General features: G+C 54.3%; 19 protein-coding genes. 6 read left to right on the forward strand and 13 right to left on the reverse strand.

Translation table 11 applies throughout. The annotated features are described in order from the left end of the window. Positions 1–137 precede the first annotated feature (137 nt). The 6 genes from SBO83_RS01035 to tatA all read left to right on the forward strand — a co-directional run bounded on the left by SBO83_RS01035 (position 138) and on the right by tatA (position 5,218). Entirely contained in the window at positions 138–1,094 is a 957-nt protein-coding gene (locus SBO83_RS01035; protein ID WP_396130183.1) for a nitrate ABC transporter substrate-binding protein, read from the forward strand. 19 nt (positions 1,095–1,113) lie between these two features. Then, entirely contained in the window at positions 1,114–1,914 is an 801-nt protein-coding gene (locus tag SBO83_RS01040; protein WP_396130912.1) for a deaminated glutathione amidase, read from the forward strand. 251 nt (positions 1,915–2,165) lie between these two features. Further along, a complete protein-coding gene (locus SBO83_RS01045) occupies positions 2,166–3,071 on the forward strand; it encodes an ABC transporter substrate-binding protein (RefSeq protein WP_396130184.1) in 906 nt (301 codons plus the stop codon). Next, a complete protein-coding gene (locus SBO83_RS01050; RefSeq protein WP_396130185.1) occupies positions 3,071–4,051 on the forward strand; it encodes an ABC transporter permease subunit in 981 nt (326 codons plus the stop codon). Before SBO83_RS01045 ends, SBO83_RS01050 begins: the two co-directional genes overlap by 1 nt. Then, positions 4,048–4,833 (forward strand): ATP-binding cassette domain-containing protein, encoded by a 786-nt coding sequence (locus SBO83_RS01055; protein WP_396130186.1) that lies wholly within the window; start codon positions 4,048–4,050, stop codon positions 4,831–4,833. Before SBO83_RS01050 ends, SBO83_RS01055 begins: the two co-directional genes overlap by 4 nt. A 187-nt stretch (positions 4,834–5,020) precedes the next feature. After that, positions 5,021–5,218, forward strand: coding sequence for a Sec-independent protein translocase subunit TatA (gene tatA / locus SBO83_RS01060; RefSeq protein WP_034788352.1), 198 nt, complete (start codon positions 5,021–5,023; stop codon positions 5,216–5,218). Between the two features lie 208 nt (positions 5,219–5,426). On the opposite strand, the gene lipA is transcribed toward tatA, so the two are convergent. The 13 genes from lipA to leuS form a co-directional block, all read right to left on the reverse strand. Further along, complete coding sequence (lipA, locus tag SBO83_RS01065; RefSeq protein ID WP_100937779.1) at positions 5,427–6,392, reverse strand: lipoyl synthase; 966 nt, start codon at positions 6,390–6,392, stop codon at positions 5,427–5,429. Between the two features lie 173 nt (positions 6,393–6,565). After that, on the reverse strand, positions 6,566–7,249 hold the full coding sequence (gene lipB, locus SBO83_RS01070) for a lipoyl(octanoyl) transferase LipB (RefSeq protein WP_396130187.1): 684 nt from the start codon (positions 7,247–7,249) through the stop codon (positions 6,566–6,568). 73 nt (positions 7,250–7,322) lie between these two features. Continuing rightward, positions 7,323–7,586 carry a DUF493 family protein YbeD gene (gene ybeD / locus SBO83_RS01075; protein ID WP_034788355.1) on the reverse strand — a complete coding sequence of 88 codons (264 nt, stop codon included), beginning with the start codon at positions 7,584–7,586 and terminating at the stop codon, positions 7,323–7,325. Positions 7,587–7,720: 134 nt separating this feature from the next. Then, entirely contained in the window at positions 7,721–8,929 is a 1,209-nt protein-coding gene (dacA, locus tag SBO83_RS01080) for a D-alanyl-D-alanine carboxypeptidase DacA (RefSeq protein ID WP_034788356.1), read from the reverse strand. A gap of 191 nt (positions 8,930–9,120) precedes the next feature. Beyond that, positions 9,121–10,257: an endolytic peptidoglycan transglycosylase RlpA gene (rlpA, locus tag SBO83_RS01085; protein WP_396130188.1), complete on the reverse strand. Its 1,137-nt coding sequence runs from the start codon at positions 10,255–10,257 to the stop codon at positions 9,121–9,123. A gap of 10 nt (positions 10,258–10,267) precedes the next feature. Next, a complete protein-coding gene (gene mrdB, locus SBO83_RS01090) occupies positions 10,268–11,380 on the reverse strand; it encodes a peptidoglycan glycosyltransferase MrdB (RefSeq protein WP_034788358.1) in 1,113 nt (370 codons plus the stop codon). A gap of 6 nt (positions 11,381–11,386) precedes the next feature. Next, entirely contained in the window at positions 11,387–13,291 is a 1,905-nt protein-coding gene (mrdA, locus tag SBO83_RS01095; RefSeq protein WP_396130189.1) for a peptidoglycan DD-transpeptidase MrdA, read from the reverse strand. Positions 13,292–13,330: 39 nt separating this feature from the next. Then, the gene (rlmH, locus tag SBO83_RS01100) at positions 13,331–13,801 is read right to left on the reverse strand and encodes a 23S rRNA (pseudouridine(1915)-N(3))-methyltransferase RlmH (RefSeq protein ID WP_034788360.1); all 471 of its coding nucleotides are present in this window, start codon (positions 13,799–13,801) and stop codon (positions 13,331–13,333) included. Between the two features lie 3 nt (positions 13,802–13,804). After that, entirely contained in the window at positions 13,805–14,122 is a 318-nt protein-coding gene (gene rsfS, locus SBO83_RS01105; protein WP_100937776.1) for a ribosome silencing factor, read from the reverse strand. Between the two features lie 253 nt (positions 14,123–14,375). Beyond that, a complete protein-coding gene (gene nadD / locus SBO83_RS01110; RefSeq protein ID WP_396130190.1) occupies positions 14,376–15,041 on the reverse strand; it encodes a nicotinate-nucleotide adenylyltransferase in 666 nt (221 codons plus the stop codon). A gap of 20 nt (positions 15,042–15,061) precedes the next feature. Then, on the reverse strand, positions 15,062–16,099 hold the full coding sequence (gene holA, locus SBO83_RS01115) for a DNA polymerase III subunit delta (RefSeq protein WP_396130191.1): 1,038 nt from the start codon (positions 16,097–16,099) through the stop codon (positions 15,062–15,064). Beyond that, the gene (gene lptE / locus SBO83_RS01120; RefSeq protein WP_396130192.1) at positions 16,096–16,743 is read right to left on the reverse strand and encodes an LPS assembly lipoprotein LptE; all 648 of its coding nucleotides are present in this window, start codon (positions 16,741–16,743) and stop codon (positions 16,096–16,098) included. The genes holA and lptE overlap by 4 nt, the downstream gene beginning before the upstream one ends. A gap of 14 nt (positions 16,744–16,757) precedes the next feature. Further along, on the reverse strand, positions 16,758–19,340 hold the full coding sequence (leuS, locus tag SBO83_RS01125) for a leucine--tRNA ligase (RefSeq protein WP_396130193.1): 2,583 nt from the start codon (positions 19,338–19,340) through the stop codon (positions 16,758–16,760). Positions 19,341–19,384 lie beyond the last annotated feature (44 nt).

The following is a 19,384-nucleotide window of genomic DNA, read 5'->3' on the forward strand; positions in this document are numbered from 1 at the left end:
TTGTACATATTTATTTATGCTATTAGTATCAAACTTAGCCAGTTGAGGCGATAAAAACAGCACTTTGTTGGCAATCTGTTCGCCATTGGTCAAAGAATTGAGCAAACCGAATTTTGCAAACGCATAAGGGGAATGTCGTGGCGTTAACCATCAGACTGGCTGTTCGTGACTGGGATTATTTTACGCCGCTGGCCTTGGGCGATATCAAACCAGAAGGTTTTAACCTGGAAATTGACCGTGTGGGCACGCTGGTGGATGACTTAGCCACCAGCGCCGACTACCAGGCCGGGGAAGTCTCCTTCAGCCGTTACGCCCAAGGGCGTGCGCGCGGCGAGCAGGATCTGCTGGGCATTCCACACTTCCTGATGCGCGGATTCCGCCAGCGCTGCATTATTACGCGTCAGGACAGCCCGCTGACCGAACTCTCCCAGTTAAAGGGTAAGCGCATCGGCCTGACCGGCTGGCAAGATTCAGGGAATACCTGGACGCGCACGGTTTTGGCGCTGGAAGGGGTGCAGATTGAAGATGCGCGCTGGTACGTGGGCCGCCTGACCGAGCAGAACCCGATTGTTGACCGTCTGGCAGGCTTTGGCCAGCCGGGGCGTATTGAAGCCGTGCCCGAAGAGCGCCCAATGATGGAGCTGCTGCAAGAGGGCTGGCTCGACGCCGTATTTACGCCATTTATGCCTGAAGGCTTCTTCAAACCGGATTCCGGCTTCCGCCAGTTTCAGCCTGACTTTCGTCAGGCCGAGTTGGATTATTTTAATCGAGTGGGTTACGTGCCGGGCATTCACCTGCTGGCGATTAAACCGGCGCTGGCCGCCGAACACCCTTGGCTGCCGCAGGCGCTGAGCGACATTATTGAGCGTTCTTACCAAGTGTGGATGGAGAAGCGCGCTAAATATGCCGATACCACGCCGTGGCTGCTAGATGACCTGCGCCGCACTGTGGTGGACTTGCCCGCTGACTGGAACGCCAACGGTTACGCCGCCAATGAGCAGATGATTAATGATTTTGGCGCAGAGCTGCATCGGCAGAATTTGACCGCGCAGCGCCTGACCGCCGCCGATCTTTTCCCGCATTTTGCCGGTTAATCAAGATTAAGGAGTGATGATGAAAGTTGCATTAGGCCAGTTCGCCGTCGCCAAAGAGTGGCAGGCTAACGTTGAAACCTGTCTGTCGTTAATGAAGAAGTCATTACAGGCCGGGGTAGATCTGCTGGTGCTGCCAGAGGGCATTCTCGCCCGCGACATCACTGATCCCGATTTAGTGCTGAAAGCCGCGCAACCGCTGGACGGGCCATTTGTCAGCCAACTGCTGGCCGCCTGCGTCGGTAGCCAAATGACCACCATGATGAGCGTGCACACCCCGACGCCAGATGGCAGGGCGTGGAACGTACTCATCTCTCTTCGCGACGGCAAGATCATTTCTGAATACCGCAAGCTGCACCTGTATGACGCCTTTTCCACCCAAGAGTCGAAGAACGTCACGCCGGGCAAAGATATCCCGCCACTGGTGGAGGTCGCCGGATTCAAAGTCGGCCTGATGACCTGCTACGACGTGCGTTTCCCTGAGCTGGCCCGGCGTTTGGTGCTCGACGGCGCGGACGCGCTGGTTCTGCCCGCCGCGTGGGTGAAAGGGCCACTGAAAGAGATGCATTGGGAAGTGTTGGTCACCGCCCGCGCGCTGGAAAACACCACTTACGTGGTGGCGGTGGGCGAGTGCGGCGAGCGTAACATAGGCAACAGCATGGTGGTTGACCCCCTTGGCGTGGCGATTGCCCGCGCCGCCGAAGCTCCGGCCCTGGTCTTTGCCGAGCTGGATAAAGCCCGTTTAGCGCACGCCCGTAAAGTGCTGCCAGTGCTGGATAACCGCCGTTTTGATGTTCCACAGCTACGTACTGACAAGTTCTAAAACCCTTTATTTAAGAGTCAGGCAGTACCCCTCGCGGCAGCCACGGTCCTCAACGTGCGCCGCAGGGCCAACAAGCGCGAACCACACCAGGGAGCGCCGCATTACCCTTGCTCGGCCAGCGCCTGACCCAGTGAGAAATAAAAAATATCCTTACGGCGTTATCAACACCAGGGAAGGTGTTAACAATAAATCACTGATTTTGAAATTAATTGCACAACATTCACCACAACTTTTCGACAGAGGGCATTGCAATGATGGCAAGAAAATTACGTCCGGCTACCGCACTGACGGCTGCATTACTTTCAATACTTTCGACCACCGCGTTTGCTGCTGAAAGCGTCGCTATCCCTGCGCAAATGGTTGATGCCGCGCTGCACGCCAAATTGCCAGCGGACATCCAAAAATCCGGGGTGATGACGTCGGTCAACAACGGCTCCTTCCCTCCTTATGAAATTGTGACTGGTAATAATACCCTCGACGGCGCAAGTTCAGACTTGGCCGACGCGCTGGCTGGCGTGCTAGGGGTGAAAATCGAACACGCCTCGGTCAGCGGCATGTCTGGCATTCTGAGCGGCATGGCGGCCGGGCGCTACCAGCTGGCGATGGGGCCGATTGGTGATTACCCTGACCGTCAGGCTAAAAACGATTTCATCGATTTCGTCAAAGAGTACGTGGTGTTTGCGGTGCATAAAGGCAACCCGCAGAACATTAACTCGCTGGACGACACCTGCGGCAAACGCATTGCAGTGATGGCGGGCGGCTCGGCGGAGCAGGTGATCCGCAAGCAGTCCGACGTCTGCGTGAAAGCCGGTAAACCGGCGGTGACTATCCAGTCGTTTAGCGACCAGCCAACCTCGATTCTGGCCGTGCGCTCTAACCGTTCTGACGCCTTCTTCTCCTCGCAGGCGCCGTTGACCTATTTCGTCGACAAAGCCAGTGGCCAGTTGGAATTGGCGGGCAAAGGCAAATCTAACGGCTTTGGCGACATCTATCAGGGCACCTTAGTGCCAAAAGATTCGGCCATTCGTGACGTGATTTTGGCGGGCTACCAGAAACTGTTCGACAACGGCACTTACGCCATCATCATGAAAAAATGGGGTCTGCAAGACAACATGGTTGCAGCGCCGGGGATCAATCTGGCTAAGGCGCAACCTTAATGACGGAAAATACCTTTCGAGTTAAACCGCCGGATAGCCATGAGGCCGGCAACCCGCGCCGTAACGTGGAGTTTGCTCATGCGCCGCGCAACTATGGCCGCTGGATCTCATGGATTATTGTCACGCTGATCGCCATTGACGTGGTATGGAACGTGGCGCGTAATCCTAATTTCGAATGGCACGTGGTGGGTCAGTGGTTTACTGAAGGTACGGTGGTAAAGGGGCTGGGCGTGACGCTTGGGCTTACCGTGGTTTCAATGCTGCTTGGCGTGTTTCTGGGCCTGATGTTGGCGATTGCTCGCCTGTCGCAAAGCCAGTTGCTGCGCCGCCTCTCCGGGCTGTATATCTGGTTTTTCCGTGGTACACCGCTGCTGGTGCAACTGCTGTTCTGGTACAACATGTCGACGCTGTTCCCACGGGTGGTGCTCGGCATCCCCTTTGGCCCGGAGTACATGAGTTGGAACACCAATGACCTGATCACCCCGCTGACGGCGGCGATTGCCGGTTTGGCGCTGAACGAAGCGGCCTATATGGCGGAAATTATTCGTGCTGGGCTGCTGTCGGTGGACAACGGGCAGGGGGAAACGGCGCAGGCTTTCGGCATGAGCCGTGGCCGCGCGCTGCGCCGCATTATTATCCCGCAGGCGATGCGTTCGATTATCCCTCCCACCGGCAACCAGCTGATTAGCATGATTAAAGCCACCTCGCTGGTCAGCGTGATTGCCATGGGCGATCTGCTGTACTCGGTTCAAACCATTTATAACCGCACCTTTGAAGTGGTGCCGATGCTGATGGTGGCGGTGATTTGGTACTTGCTGATCACCTCGATACTCAACGTCGGTCAGTCGGCCATTGAGCGCTATTACGCCCGCGGTACCAGCCGCTCCGGCTCGGCCACCAAGCGACGTCAGGGTTCTGGCGAAGAGAAAACCATTCCTATCGTCAATGCCCCAAGCCAGACCCACAAGGAGGAGCGATGAGTCAGCCCACTTTAGAGAGCCAATCGCCGCTGGTTGTGGCGCGCAACGTGCATAAAAGCTATGGCGATAATGAAGTGCTGAAAGGCATTGATCTGGAGGTGAAACCAAGCGAAGTGGTGGTGATCCTTGGCCCGTCAGGCTCGGGGAAATCCACTTTCCTGCGTTGTATCAACCATTTGGAAGATATCGATCGCGGCGCGATTATGGTCGGCGGCGAGCAGATTGGCTATGAGTTGCGCGGCGAGAAGCTGCACAAGCTGTCGGAAAAGGCCATTGCGCGCCAGCGTCGTGATATCGGCATGGTGTTCCAGCAGTTCAACCTCTATCCGCACATGACGGTGTTGCAGAATATCGTTGAAGCGCCCATCGGCGTGCATAAAGAGAGCCGACAGGACGCCGAGAAGTACGCCCGCGAGCTGCTGCAAAAGGTGGGGCTGAGTGACAAAGCCGATGCCTACCCGCGCCATCTCTCCGGCGGCCAGCAGCAGCGGGTGGCGATTGCTCGCGCTTTGGCGGTGAAACCCAAGCTGATGCTGTTCGACGAGCCGACCTCGGCGCTGGACCCGGAGCTGGTGGGCGAAGTGCTTTCCACCATGCGCGATCTGGCCCGGCAGGGGTTAACCATGATTGTGGTGACGCACGAAATTGGCTTTGCTAAAGAGGCGGCGGATCGGGTGGTGTTTATGGATCGCGGCTATGTGGTGGAGCAGGGGTCTGCGCAGGAGGTGCTGGTCAATCCACAGCATCCGCGCACTCAGGCGTTTCTCAGCCGATTTATTTAGTCCGCCCGTTGGCTCATCGACCACAGAGAGTCCATTTCTGTCTGAGCATTTCTGTTACATTTTTAGGTTGTATTTACACCCAGATTATTCGTAAATAACCTTAAATTGTTTGGGCTGTTCTGACAGTTAAAAGCGCAACTAAACAGTTCAGATAAACAGTTTCGCAAACCGTGAAAAGAAGGTGTGTATGGAAGGTTTAAGCATTACTAAATTGTTAGTTGTGGGTGTTCTGATCGTTCTGCTGTTCGGTACCAGCAAACTGCGCTCTTTGGGCGGAGATCTGGGCGCTGCGCTGCGTGGCTTCAAGAAAGCCATGAATGATGATCCAGCTCCTGCTGCCAAAACTGACGCACAGCCTGCTGAGCGCGTAGAGCACAAAGACTGATTTGTGTGCGGGTTAACGCCCGCCGTTCTGCTGTTGTAGCCAGGCACTTCGCGGCGGTTTTGGTCGCCGCAAATAAAAAACGGCTGCTCATGTGAGCAACCGTTTTTTGTCGTTTCTGCTGGCTGAAAAGTAACAAAGTGTGACATCCACTTCTTTCCAGATTTAAGCTTGCGGCGCGTTAACTCAGGTCGCAGCACCGCAATAGGGCTTATTTTACTTCGATGCCTTTGGCCTGAAGATCAGCATGGTAAGAAGAACGCACGAAAGGACCACAAGCCGCGTGGGTGAAGCCCATTTTCAGTGCTTCTTCTTTCATGTAATCGAACTCTTCCGGGCTGACATAACGCTGAACCGGCAAGTGGTGACGGCTTGGCTGCAAGTACTGGCCAAGAGTCAGCATGGTCACGCCGTGGCGACGCAGGTCGCGCATCACTTCAATGATCTCTTCATTGGTTTCGCCCAGACCTACCATCAAACCAGACTTGGTTGGGATCTCAGGGTGAGCTTCTTTGAAGCGTTGCAGCAGGGTCAGTGACCACTCGTAGTTAGCACCAGGGCGCACCTGACGGTAAACGCGCGGCACGTTTTCCAGGTTGTGGTTGAACACGTCTGGTGGCGTGGCGTTGAGGATATCCAACGCGCGATCCATACGGCCACGGAAGTCCGGCACCAGTGTTTCAATCTTAATGGTTGGATTCTTCTCGCGAATCGCGGCGATACAGTCGGCGAAGTGCTGAGCACCGCCGTCGCGCAGGTCATCGCGGTCAACCGAGGTGATCACCACGTAGCGCAGGCCCATATCGGCGATAGTCTGTGCCAGCTTCTGCGGCTCATTGGTATCTGGTGCCGTAGGGCGGCCGTGGGCAACGTCACAGAATGGGCAACGGCGGGTACAGATCGCGCCGAGGATCATAAAGGTGGCGGTGCCGTGGTTGAAGCATTCGGAGAGATTAGGGCAAGCGGCTTCTTCACAAACGGAGTGTAATCCGTTCTTACGCAAGGCGGCTTTGATGCCCTGAATGCGGCTTGAGTCAGCCGGAAGTTTGATTTTCATCCAAGCCGGCTTACGTAACATTTCCTGCCGGTCAGTGGCCACGGTTTTCACCGGGATTAACGCCATCTTATCTGCATCGCGGTATTTAACGCCGCGTTCCATCTGAATCGGTTTACTCATAAGCTTGCAGGTTCCAAGTTTGTCACTCGTTACTTGAGTTTTTTCAGGACATTCAATGAACTGGATGATTCATTAAAAAAAATGTGAATAATTGCAGAAATTATATCACTTATGCCGCTCACTATTCAGCCCCAGAAGTGCTTATACGCCACAAAGTCTACATTTTTTTAACATTAGTAGTCTTCGGCCTGCCATGGCAGGTAATCCACTTGCTGGTAATTCAGTAAGTTATTGAAGGATTTCACCAGCACCGGCATGACGTCATCAACCGTCAGCCCCGGTTTTTCACGGCTGACCTGCGTCATTTCCAACCCGGCATAGCCACAAGGATTGATGCGCAGGAATGGCTCGAGATCCATAGCAATATTCAGCGCCAAACCGTGTAGCGAACAGCCTTTGCGGATACGCAGACCCAGCGAACAGATTTTTTTGCGATCGACATACACGCCGGGGGCGTCGGCACGCGGGTAGGCTTCAATGGAAAAGTGGGCGAGGGTGTCCACCACGGTTTGCTCAATGGCGGTAACGAGCTGGCGTACGCCTAGCTTTTTGCGCTTCAAATCCACCATCACGTACATCACCTGCTGGCCGGGGCCATGATAGGTGACCTGACCGCCACGGTCGCTTTGAATAACGGGGATATCGCCCGGCAGCAGCACGTGCTCTGCCTTACCGGCCTGACCCTGAGTGAAAACCTTGTGGTGCTCGACCAGCCAGATTTCATCTTGGGTTTCAGGAGTACGGTTGTCAGTGAACAGATGCATCGCGCGGGACACTGGTTCGTAAGGCTGCAGACCCAGCTGACGTAACACAATGCGTTGTTGCAGTTTATCTTGTTGCACAGCAGCTATCGCCATTTAGAAAGAGGGGGTCAGAAAAAGCAATGCAGCACCGATTAGGGTGCTGCATTAGGCAATTCACAAGAAGGGATCACAATACCATGCGGACAATTTCGAGATTACCCAGCTCGTCGTACAGGGTTTCGACCTGATCGATATGCTGCGCGGTGATCGTAATTGATACGGAGTGGTAATTCCCTTTACTGCTCGGTTTTACCTGAGGATTGTAGTCGCCAGGCGCATGGCGTTGCACGACTTCCACAACCTGATCAACCAACTCGGGCTGTGCCAAACCCATTACTTTATAAGTAAATGGACATGGGAATTCGAGCAGTTCGTTAAGTTTGGTTTTCATGTGCACTCCAGCGTGTTTACAGCAGACGGATTATTGTTATTAAAATCACACTCCCGCCGAAGCGGGAGTGTGATCAATTTCACAATAGTAATAGTAACTATGTGGGGGGTAAAGGCGGCTTTTCAAGCCCGCGCTTAGCCGAACCAGTGGTGGAACATCAGTTTGATGTAATCCACGATGCGGCCGAAGAAGCCCCCTTCTTTGACTTCATTCAGCACCACCAGAGGGCGCTCGTCAATGGTTTTACCATCAAGCTGGAAGTTGATAGAGCCAACTACCTGATTTTTCTGCAATGGTGCGTGCAGCTCTGGATTGGTCAACACATAGCTGGCTTTCAAATCTTTCATACGGCCGCGGGGAATGGTCAGGAAAGCGTCTTTATCAACGCCCAGCGCGACGCGGTCAGCATCGCCAAACCACACTGGCTCGGAGGCAAATTCTTTACCGGCTTTCAGTGGAGAAACGGTTTCGAAGAAGCGGAAGCCCCAGGTCAGCAGTTTCTTACTTTCAACTTCACGGCCTTTATAGGTGTGACCGCCCATTACGGCGGAGATCAGACGCATCTGGCCTTCGGTTGCCGACGCCACCAAGTTGTAGCCAGCAGATTCGGTGTGACCGGTTTTGATGCCGTCAACGTTCAGGCTGGTGTCCCACAACAGGCCATTGCGGTTGGTCTGGCGAATGTTGTTGAAGGTGAACTCTTTCTCTTTATAGGTCGCGTACTCTTCCGGCACGTCACGGATAAGCGCCTGACCGATCAGCGCCATGTCGCGCGCCGAGCTGAACTGCCCTGCGGCGTCCAGACCGTGAACCGTGCCGAAGTGGGTGTTTTTCAGACCCAGCGCGTTCACGTAGTTGTTCATCAGGCCAACAAAGGCGTCTTGGCTGCCTGCCACGTAGTCGGCCATCGCCACACAGGCGTCGTTACCGGATTGCAAAATGATGCCACGGTTCAGCTCAGAAACCGCAACGCGGTCGCCCGGCTTGAGGAACATCAGGGAGGAGCCTTTGAATACCGGGTTGCCGGTCGCCCACGCGTCCTGACCCACGGTAACCATATCGTTTGGCGTGATTTTGCCCGCTTTAATGGATTGACCGATAACATAACTGGTCATCATTTTGGTCAAGCTGGCTGGGTCACGGCGTGCGTCAGCGTTCATTTCTGCCAGCACTTTGCCTGAGTTGTAGTCAATCAGGATATAGGCTTCAGCATCAATCTGCGGGACGCCGGGGATCATCGTCTTTAAATTAACATCGTCGGCATAGGCGGACGCTGCGCAAAGGCTCAGAGCTGTGCCAAAAGCCAAGCTTTTGACGAGAAGTGGGGTAGTTACAAGTTTCATGATAGGGACAGCAACATCCGTAGAAGTAAGTTAAAAACGTGCCACACTATAGCAGAAGCGACATATTCAGACATCTGCGATTACAGCGGCTTGAAAGTGTTTACCCTTTTTTACCAATTTCGCATCGGTGGAAAAAACGGGGCCGTAGCCCCGTTAAGGAAATGCATTTTGTCTCGCCGTGATTTAGCGCATCACAGGGCTGAAACGACAAACGACTGCTGCTGGGCTTCGCTAGCCAGACGTTGTTTGAGCTGTTCTGCCTGCTGGCGGCTCATCGGACCCAGCTGTACGCGGTACATACTGCCATTAGGTTGAACTTTGCCCGGCACGGAGAACTTCTGGCTCAGGCTTTTTTGCCATAGCGCGGCGTTTTGCGGATTGCTCAGCGCGCCGACCTGCACCATGTAGTTGCCGCCCGCGGCGTGGTTTGATGATGACGCATGAGGAGCCGATGCGGCTGCCACGGCGGCAGGCGCAGCTACTGCGGCCATTGCCGGAGCAGGGCTTGGAGAAGCGACGGGGGCTGGATCATCATGTTCCAAAATACCCTGTGGCACAGGTTTTGGTGATTGCAGGAAGCCACCACCGCCGTTGCCGCCATTCTCCGCCACGCCGGTAGTGGCGACGGTATCGGTATCTTCGGCGTTGGTCAGGGTGCTGTTATCAATTGGGCGAACTGCCGCACCGGTGTCAGTCGGCGCACTTTGCACCGGCGTACCGATACCGCTAGCACCCAATTCCGGGCGCGCTGGCAGAGCATAAGACTGTTTGGCGACGGTGGTACCAATGGTGCCTGGGCCAGACAGCGTGCCGTCTGGAGCAACATTGATGAAGTCGACTCTGACTTTGGTGCTGTTAGTCAGGTTCAGACGCTCGGCGGCGGCCTGGGATAAATCAATAATGCGACCTGGCGTATAAGGGCCACGGTCGTTAACGCGAACCACCAACATGCGGCCGTTGGCGACGTTGGTCACGCGAACATAGCTTGGGATCGGCAGAGTAGGGTGCGCGGCGGTCAGGGCGTTCGGGTCAAACTCTTCGCCAATAGCCGTGGTGTTGCTGCCGTTTTCTTGCCCATACCAAGAGGCTAAGCCGACCTGAGAGAAGTTAGACGGGTCTTTGACAATTTTGTAGGTTTTGCCATTGACCGAATAATCCTGACTGGTGCCCGGATTATAAGGTTCGTAACGCGGATCAGCGCCGCCGATTTCAACCACGGGACCGTTATAGGTCTGCGGTGGGGCCGGTTGTTGTTGCTGTGTGTCTTCGGTACTACAGGCGCTCAATAACAACCCGATAATGACGGCTCCAAGCCACTGCTTACGCATCGCCCACCTCTTATAAGTTTTTTGATAACATTTTTCGATGAGTATGTATCGACATGACGATACCAAACCCTGCCATCAGCACGATGAGCGCTGAGCCACCATAGCTGACCAGTGGCAAAGGTACCCCAACCACTGGGACAATACCACTGACCATGCCGATGTTAACGAACACATAAACGAATAAAATTAACATCAGCCCACCGGACATCACTCGTCCAAATGTGGTTTGCGCGCGAGCCGCAATCACCAGCCCGCGCATAATCAAGCATAGATAGAGCGCGAGCAGCACCAAAACCCCCACCAGTCCTAGCTCTTCGGCCAATACGGCAAAGATAAAGTCGGTATGGCGTTCGGGCAGGAATTCGAGCTGTGACTGGGTGCCGTGCAGCCAGCCTTTGCCGGAAAGGCCGCCAGAACCAATGGCGATTTTCGACTGAATAATGTGGTAGCCCGCGCCCAGTGGGTCGCTCTCAGGGTCCAGCAGCATCATCACGCGGTCACGCTGGTAATCATGCATCAGGAAGAACCACAGGATAGGGATGAAGGCGGCAACCAGCAGGGCGGCGACGGCGATAAGCTTCCAACTCATGCCCGATAAGAACAGGACAAACAGGCCAGAGGCGGCGATAAGAATAGACGTCCCGAGGTCAGGCTGCGCGGCAACCAGCAGGGTGGGAATGAAAATCAGCGCCAGCGCGATGGCGGTATTCTTCAATGACGGCGGGCAGACATCGCGGTTGATAAAGCGCGCTACCATCAGCGGCACGGCGATTTTCGCCAATTCCGACGGCTGGAAGCGAACCACCCCGAGATCAAGCCAGCGCTGCGCCCCTTTACTGATAGTGCCGAAGGCATCCACCAGCACTAGCAACAGCACGCAGACAATATAGAGATAGGGCGCCCAGCTTTCATAGACGCGTGGCGGGATCTGCGCCATGACCAGCATGATGATAAGCCCCATCACAATCTGACCAATTTTGCGCTCCATCATGCCGATATCCTGGCCGCTGGCGCTCCACATCACGAAGGCGCTATAGGCCAGCAGGGCAAGCACAATCAGCAGCAGGGTGAGGTCGATATGCATTTTCGACCACAGCGACCCTTTTTGTTGGTTTTCAGTCATGTTCGGTTAATCACCTTCGATTCCCGGCGGAGCTGGCGCTTCAGCCGGTAATTGTGTCGTATTATCGCCCAACAAAATATGGTCGAGTATCTGGCGGGTAATGGTACCCACGGCCGGACCGGCGCCACCGTTTTCAAGGATCACCGCTACGGCTACCGTCGGGTTATTGAATGGCGCAAAGGCGGTCATTAATTTATGGTCGCGAAGATGTTCGGATATCTTATTCGCATTATAGATTTCATTGGCTTTCAAACCGTAAACTTGTGCTGTACCGGATTTGGCGGCGGCTTTATAAGGCGCGTCGGCGAAGCTCTTACGCGCGGTGCCGTTCGGGCGGTTAGCCACGCCGTACATCCCGTCTTTGGCGATTTCCCAATAGCCTGAATGCACATCACCAATCTGCGTGGTTTCCTGCTGCTGGTAGGGAACCAGCTTGCCGTCGACTTTGGTGCTTAGCAGCAAGTGCGGGGTTTTCACCGTTCCGTCATTGATGAGCGTGGTCATGGCTTTCATTATCTGGATTGGCGTGGCCGTCCAGTAGCCTTGGCCGATGCCGACCGGAATGGTGTCACCCTGATACCAAGGTTTTTTAAAGCGTTTGAATTTCCAGTCGCGGCTCGGCATGTTGCCGTTGCGCTCTTCGGACAAGTCGATACCGGAATACTGGCCATAGCCGAATTTGCCCATCCACTCCGACAGGCGGTCTATGCCCATGTCGTAAGCCACTTGGTAGAAGAAGGTATCCGCCGACTCTTCCAGCGATTTAGTGACGTTTAGGCGGCCGTGGCCCCAGTGTTTCCAGTCGCGATAGCGTTTGTCAGAGCCTGGAAGCTGCCACCAGCCTGGGTCAAACAGCGAGGTCGCCTTGGTGATCACTCCGGCGGTCAGCGCCGAGACGGCAATATAAGGTTTCACCGTGGACGCCGGTGGGTAAACCCCCTGCGTCGCGCGGTTTATCAGCGGCTTGTTCGGGTCATTCAACAGGCCGCTGTAGTCCTTGCTCGAGATACCGTCGACGAACAGGTTAGGGTCATAGCTCGGGTTGGAAACCAGTGCGCGGATGCTGCCGTCGCGCGGGTCGGACACCACCACGGCGGAGCGGCTGCCGGTCAGCAACTCTTCAATATAGGTTTGCAGGGCGAGATCTATGGTCAGATAGATGTCTTTACCAGCCTGCGGCGGCTCTTCGTGCAGCTGGCGAATAACGCGCCCGCGGTTGTTTACTTCGACTTCTTCATAGCCCGTTTTGCCATGCAGCGTGTCTTCGTAATAACGCTCGATGCCCAGCTTGCCAATGTCGTGCGTGGCGGCGTAGTTAGCCAAAATGCCGTCTTTATCCAGACGCTCTACGTCACGGTCGTTGATCTTCGAGACATAGCCAATCACGTGGGTGAGGGCCGAACCATAAGGGTAATAGCGGCGCTGATAGCCTTTGACTTCAACGCCGGGGAAATTGAATTGGTTTACGGCAAAGCGCGCCACTTGAACTTCGGTCAGGGCGGTTTTTACCGGAATCGAGGTGAAGCGGCGCGAACGTTTGCGCTCTTTTTGAAAGTTTTCAATATCTTCGGGAGTCAAATCGACAATAGGCTTTAGGCCTTCGAGGATGGTGGCGAGATTGTCGACTTTTTCCGGAACCAGTTCGAGCTGGTAAATGGTGCGGTTCAGCGCCAGAGGCGTGCCGTTGCGGTCATAAATGATGCCACGGCTCGGCGCTATGGGAACCAGTTTGATACGGTTGTCGTTGGAGCGGGTTTGGTAATCCTGAAAACGAACAATCTGTAAGTTATACAGATTGAATGCCAGCACACCGCTGAGTAGCAGAATACCTGTGAACGCCACCAGTGCACGGCGCACAAAGAGGGCTGATTCAGCCGTATAGTCGCGAAAAGGGTTACGATCTATTTTCATCCCACTACTTAATTCATGTTGCTGACATTCACCAACCGATTATTCCCGGTGGTATGGATGATTTGTGGTGATACTCCATGCACGATAAAGGCTTTCCGCTACCAACACCCGAACTAATGGGTGGGGCAGGGTCAACGGAGAGAGCGACCAGCTCTGCTCGGCTGCGGCTTTACACGCAGGTGCTAGCCCTTCAGGGCCGCCAATCAACAGGCTGACGTTGCGGCCATCCTGCTTCCAGCGCTCCAGTTGTTGGGCAAGCGTTGGGGTTTCCCAGGGCGTACCTGGAATATCCAGCGTCACAATACGATTGCCTTTCCCGACGGCAGCCAGCATCTGCTCGCCTTCTTTTTCAAGAATGCGTTTGATATCTGCATTTTTGCCCCGTTTCCCAGCCGGGACTTCGACCAGTTCAAAAGGCATATCTTTTGGGAAACGGTTGAGATAATCGTTAAAACCGGTCTGAACCCAGTCGGGCATTTTGGTTCCGACAGCGACGAGTTGCAGTTTCACGAATTAAGCCCAGAGTTTCTCAAGCTCATACAGCTGGCGGCTCTCTTCCTGCATGACGTGAACAATCACTTCACCCAGGTCGACAACAACCCAATCCGCCTCATTGATGCCTTTAACGCCCATGGCGTCTAAGCCAGCGGCTTTCACTTCTTCTACCAGATGCCCTGCAATAGACATCACGTGACGGCTGGAAGTGCCGGTACAGATGATCATGCAGTCAGTAATGCTGGATTTACCGATAACATCAATGGCAATGATGTCTTGTGCTTTCAGGTCATCGACTTTATCGATAACAAAATCTTGGAGCGCTTTACCTTGCAAAGGTTCCCCCTGGGGATGTTGAAACGGGTTAGCTTGATGAAAACCTTCTGCTGCATGAGCGCAAACGCTGCGTGCAGGAGAGGGCTTTCAAAAAAGAGTGTACGTCGAAATACGGAGTTAATGCCGAAAAAGCACGATGAATCAAATGATTACGTTCGTTATCGCCACAGCTATACCGCAAGCCGAAATTAAGCGGCGCAGTATACCACGCGTTACCCACGGGTGATATAAACCCACCTTACTGTGACTCAAATCATTTAGTGTAAAGACTATTTGACTCAATATAGCGCTCAACGGCGCCAGGCACTAAATCTGCGAAACTTTTGCCCTCGTGCCGACGCTGGCGAATTTCAGTTGCTGAAATATCCAGCAGTGGGGTATTCGCCTGATAAATGTATCCGTGCGGGCGTTGCTTGAGTTTCGCCGCATCCTCGATGTGGTGTTGGTCATACCAACGTTGCAGCTCAGGCGTATCCAGACGTTCCGCGTAACCCGGTCTTGCCATCACCAGCAGATTACACACTCCAAGTAAATCTTCCCAGCGATGCCATTTATGCAGGGTTAGCAGCGAATCCTGGCCGATAATAAACGCCAGCGGGCGGTCAGCGCCATACTCTTTACGTAACGTTTCAAGTGTCACGATGCTGTAGGAGGGCGTATCCACTTTCAGTTCACGATCGTCGACCGAAAACAGCGAATTTCCCTGCACCGCCAGCTCAACCATTTTTAGCCGCTGCAGGGCCGAAGCCTCTGGCTGCGGGCGATGTGGCGGAACATTGTTGGGAAGTAACACCACGCGATCCAGATTAACTTCTTTCGCCAATTGCTCAACCGGCTTGAGATGGCCGTAATGGATAGGATCAAAGGTGCCGCCAAACAGCGCCAATAGGGAATCGCGGGACGAGGTGTCGTGGGTCATCAATATAGCTTCCTGATTGATCACTGGCCGAGGTCGATAAAGCTCTCTGGTAATGGCTTGCCGCAGATCAGCATCGATAGGCTTTCAAGTTCAGGCCAGATGGATTGACCGTAGTCCTGTTTTAGCGTGATTTCCATTTTTGTCAGCAAATGAACCGCCTGCTGCAGCTGGCGCAAAGAGAGCCTTTGCAGGGCCTGCGTCACCAAGGTGCGGCGGTTTTGCCACACTTTATATTGGTCGAACAAGGCGCGCAGCGGCGTGGTGTCCATCTTTCTTTTCAGCGTCAGCAGCATCAGCAGTTCACGCTGCAAGGTGCGTAGCAGGATAACCGGCTCGCTATCTTCTTGCTGAAGCTGGCGCAGGATGTGCCACGCGCGTTTGCTTTTACCGGCCAACAGCGCATCCAGCCAATGGAAAGGGGTGAAGTGCGCGGCGTCGTAAACCGCTTCTTCTACTCGCAGCAGGGTCAGTTTGCCGTCGGGGTAGAGCAGGGAGAGGCGCTCAAGAGACTGGGCCAGCGCCAACAGATTCCCTTCGTAGCAATAGCAAAGCAGCTGGTTGGCTGGCTCATCAAGCTCAAGGGATAACTCTTTGGCGCGTTTTGCCACCCAGCGAGGCAGCTGCGCCTGCTCAGGCGTTTGGCAGCTAACAAAGACGCCGCGATCGCTCAGGGCTTTAAACCAGGCGCTGTTTTCTTGGGCTTTGGTGAGCTTTGTGCCGCGCAGCACCAGCAGAATATCGTCGTGCAGCAGCTGAGTGAGTTTGACTAACTGCTCACTCATCGGCGCAGGTGGGCCGTTCTCTGGCAAGATAAGCAGCAGGGTTTGCCGTGAAGCAAACAGACTTAATGCCTGACAGATGCTGAAGATAGCATCCCACTCGGTATGGGCATCAAGGGTAAACGTGTAGTGTTCTTCGAAAGCTGCCGCTTGGGCCGCTTTGCGAATGCTGTCCTGACTTTCCTGGATCAGCAGGGGATCATTTCCACATAATAAATAACAAGCGCGCAGCCCCTCTCGGAGCTGCGCGGCAAGTTGTTCAGGATAGAGTCGAATCATGGAGCCGAAGAACTGACCGGCTTAGGCGCAAACATGTCGCGACCTGCTGCATTTTCCGCATCCTGCTTTTTCATTTCTTCTGCTGCAGATTGGGTTGTGATAACCACCGGCGTTGCATCTTTCACTGCCTCGGACTGCTTCTCTTTTTCCGAAGCATGGACCGTCAACAATTTGCGGATCAGCTGCTGGGAAGCCTGCGTACGCATTTCATTAACAATGATGTCCTGCTCGTTATCCTTCGCCAACGCGGTCAACGGGTTGTCGAAGAATGAACGGAATACGGTGACATGGATTGGATAGAGATCCTTACCTGGCAACAGCACCTGCGCATTAACCGTCATCTGCATTTGGTACTCGGCAGTACGGCCGTCCTGGAAGATGGAGGCCGTTGCCTGATTGACAAGCTCACCCTGTAGGCGCAGAGATGGAATATCTTTACGCTTTGAATCTTCCACAATGGTGACATTATTCAAACGCAGCTGTGTACGCACCTCACGCGCCAGTGGTCCATATGGGTCCCCACTGTCGAGCGTGATAGTTTTCATCTCATCCGGTACGTCAGTGGTACCGCGTAAATGAAAACCACAGCCCGACGTCACCAGAACTACAGTACCCAATAACAGCATTAGTATACGATGTCGCACAACCCCTCCTTGACTCAACCTACAACCAGGTTAAGCAGTTTGCCTGGAACGTAGATGACTTTACGCACAGTCACGCCATCCAGATATTTAGCGACCAGATGTTCTTGTGCAGCACGCTCGCGTACTTGCTCTTCGGTAGCATCCGCAGCAACGGTAATTTTGCCACGCACTTTGCCGTTAACCTGCACAACCACCAGTTTAGAGTCTTCAACCATAGCCTGCTCATCAGCTTGTGGCCAAGGTGCAGTATCAACGTCGCCCTCACCGCCCAGTGTCTGCCAAAGGCTGAAGCACACGTGTGGAGTGAATGGATACAGCATACGCACCACGGCCAGCAGCGCTTCTTGTAGCAGGGCGCGGTCTTGATCGCTTTCTTGCGGCGCACGGCCAAGCTTGTTCATCAGCTCCATCACGGCAGCAATCGCGGTGTTGAAGGTCTGACGGCGGCCGATATCATCGGTCACTTTGGCGATAGTTTTGTGCAGGTCGCGGCGTAAATCTTTCTGTGCTTCAGTCAGCGAAGCCGCGTCAAGAGCCACGGTAGCGCCTTTCTGCGTGTGTTCGAAGGCCAGCTTCCAGACACGTTTCAGGAAGCGGTTTGCCCCTTCCACGCCGGATTCTTGCCATTCCAGCGTCATTTCTGCCGGAGAAGCAAACATCATGAACAGACGAACGGTGTCCGCACCGTATTTCTCAACCATAACCTGGGGGTCGATGCCGTTGTTCTTAGACTTGGACATCTTGCTCATGCCAGCATAAACCAGCTCGCGACCTTCTGGGTCAGTGGCTTTAACAATGCGGCCTTTCTCGTCACGTTCAACAGTAGCATCTACCGGAGAAACCCAAACGCGCTCGCCGCTGTTGCCGGTGTAGTAGAAGGCGTCAGCCAGCACCATGCCTTGGCACAGCAGGCGTTTAGCCGGTTCGTCAGAGTTGACCAGACCCGCGTCGCGCATCAGTTTGTGGAAGAAGCGGAAGTACATCAGGTGCATGATGGCGTGTTCGATACCACCTACATATTGGTCCACTGGCAGCCAATAGTTAGCTGCCGCCGGGTCCAGCATGCCTTGGTCGTACTGTGGGCAGGTGTAGCGCGCATAGTACCAGGAAGACTCCATAAAGGTGTCGAAGGTGTCGGTTTCACGCAGGCCAGGCACGCCGTTGACCGTAGTTTTGGCCCACTCTGGATCAGCTTTGATTGGGCTGGTGATGCCGTCCATGACCACGTCTTCCGGCAGGATAACCGGCAGTTGGTCTTCTGGCGTTGGGATCACGGTGCCATCTTCCAGCGTGATCATTGGGATTGGTGCACCCCAGTAGCGCTGGCGTGAAACACCCCAGTCACGCAGGCGGTAGTTCACTTTGCGCTCGCCCACGCCTAAAGCAACCAGCTTATCGGCGATGGCGTTGAAGCCCGCTTCGTGGCTCAGACCGTCAAATTCACCAGAATTATACAGGGTGCCTTTTTCGGTCAACGCTGCGGCAGACACGTCTGGCTCAGTGCCGTCAGCGTTCAGAATGACCGGAACGATTGGCAGGTTATATTTGGTGGCGAACTCCCAGTCACGCTGGTCGTGGCCTGGAACCGCCATTACTGCGCCGGTGCCGTATTCCATCAAGACGAAGTTAGCGACCCAGATTGCCACTTTCTTGCCCGTCAGCGGGTGAATAGCAAATAGGCCGGTATTCATGCCGCGTTTTTCCATGGTCGCCATTTCTGCTTCGGCAACTTTGGTGTTACGGCATTCGTCTATGAAATCAGCCAGGGCCGGTTGAGTTGCCGCAGCTTGTAAAGAGAGGGGGTGACCTGCTGCAACGGCAACGTAGGTGGCGCCCAGGAAGGTGTCAGGGCGCGTGGTGTACACGGTGACTTTCTCTTCACTGTTTTCGACGTCGAAGGTGATTTCAACGCCTTCAGAGCGGCCAATCCAGTTACGCTGCATGGTTTTGACCTGCTCAGGCCAGCTTTCCAGCGTATCCAAATCGTTAAGCAGTTGATCGGCATAGGCAGTGATTTTAATGAACCACTGTGGAATTTCTTTGCGTTCCACCTTGGTATCACAGCGCCAGCAGCAGCCGTCGATAACCTGTTCGTTAGCTAAAACGGTCAGATCATGCGGGCACCAGTTAACGGCAGAAGTCTTCTTATAAACCAAACCTTTTTCATACAGCTTGGTGAAGAACCACTGTTCCCAACGGTAGTAGTCAGGCTGGCAGGTCGCCAGTTCGCGATCCCAATCATAGCCGAAGCCCAGCAATTTAAGCTGGTTCTTCATGTATTCGATGTTTTCGTAGGTCCACGGAGCCGGTGCAGTATTGTTTTTTACCGCAGCGCCTTCCGCCGGTAGCCCAAATGCGTCCCAGCCGATTGGCTGTAGAACGTTTTTACCCAGCATACGCTGGTAGCGGGAGATCACGTCACCGATGGTGTAGTTACGCACGTGGCCCATATGTAGGCGGCCGGACGGGTATGGCAACATGGAGAGACAGTAGTACTTCTCTTTGCCAGGCTGCTCGGTAACTTTAAAGGTCTGCTTCTCTTGCCAGTGAAGCTGAACGTGTGACTCTATTTCTTCTGGGCGGTATTGCTCTTGCATGGCGGCCGGTGGTCCTGTGAGTGAAAACAGCTACGCCTGTAGCT

This window comes from Ewingella allii (genome assembly GCF_044430645.1).
Classification (GTDB): Bacteria; Pseudomonadota; Gammaproteobacteria; order Enterobacterales; family Enterobacteriaceae; genus Ewingella; species Ewingella allii.

What these genes read in the sequence shown, in the direction of transcription:
- leuS (WP_396130193.1), bottom strand. Translation starts at nt 19,340, where the DNA reads ATGCAAGAGCAATACCGCCCAGAAGAAATAGAGTCACACGTTCAGCTT.
- SBO83_RS01050 (WP_396130185.1), top strand. Translation starts at nt 3,071, where the DNA reads ATGACGGAAAATACCTTTCGAGTTAAACCGCCGGATAGCCATGAGGCC.
- tatA (WP_034788352.1), top strand. Translation starts at nt 5,021, where the DNA reads ATGGAAGGTTTAAGCATTACTAAATTGTTAGTTGTGGGTGTTCTGATC.
- SBO83_RS01055 (WP_396130186.1), top strand. Translation starts at nt 4,048, where the DNA reads ATGAGTCAGCCCACTTTAGAGAGCCAATCGCCGCTGGTTGTGGCGCGC.
- rlpA (WP_396130188.1), bottom strand. Translation starts at nt 10,257, where the DNA reads ATGCGTAAGCAGTGGCTTGGAGCCGTCATTATCGGGTTGTTATTGAGC.
- ybeD (WP_034788355.1), bottom strand. Translation starts at nt 7,586, where the DNA reads ATGAAAACCAAACTTAACGAACTGCTCGAATTCCCATGTCCATTTACT.
- nadD (WP_396130190.1), bottom strand. Translation starts at nt 15,041, where the DNA reads ATGACCCACGACACCTCGTCCCGCGATTCCCTATTGGCGCTGTTTGGC.
- holA (WP_396130191.1), bottom strand. Translation starts at nt 16,099, where the DNA reads ATGATTCGACTCTATCCTGAACAACTTGCCGCGCAGCTCCGAGAGGGG.
- mrdB (WP_034788358.1), bottom strand. Translation starts at nt 11,380, where the DNA reads ATGACTGAAAACCAACAAAAAGGGTCGCTGTGGTCGAAAATGCATATC.
- lipA (WP_100937779.1), bottom strand. Translation starts at nt 6,392, where the DNA reads ATGAGTAAACCGATTCAGATGGAACGCGGCGTTAAATACCGCGATGCA.
- lipB (WP_396130187.1), bottom strand. Translation starts at nt 7,249, where the DNA reads ATGGCGATAGCTGCTGTGCAACAAGATAAACTGCAACAACGCATTGTG.
- dacA (WP_034788356.1), bottom strand. Translation starts at nt 8,929, where the DNA reads ATGAAACTTGTAACTACCCCACTTCTCGTCAAAAGCTTGGCTTTTGGC.
- SBO83_RS01045 (WP_396130184.1), top strand. Translation starts at nt 2,166, where the DNA reads ATGATGGCAAGAAAATTACGTCCGGCTACCGCACTGACGGCTGCATTA.
- mrdA (WP_396130189.1), bottom strand. Translation starts at nt 13,291, where the DNA reads ATGAAAATAGATCGTAACCCTTTTCGCGACTATACGGCTGAATCAGCC.
- SBO83_RS01040 (WP_396130912.1), top strand. Translation starts at nt 1,114, where the DNA reads ATGAAAGTTGCATTAGGCCAGTTCGCCGTCGCCAAAGAGTGGCAGGCT.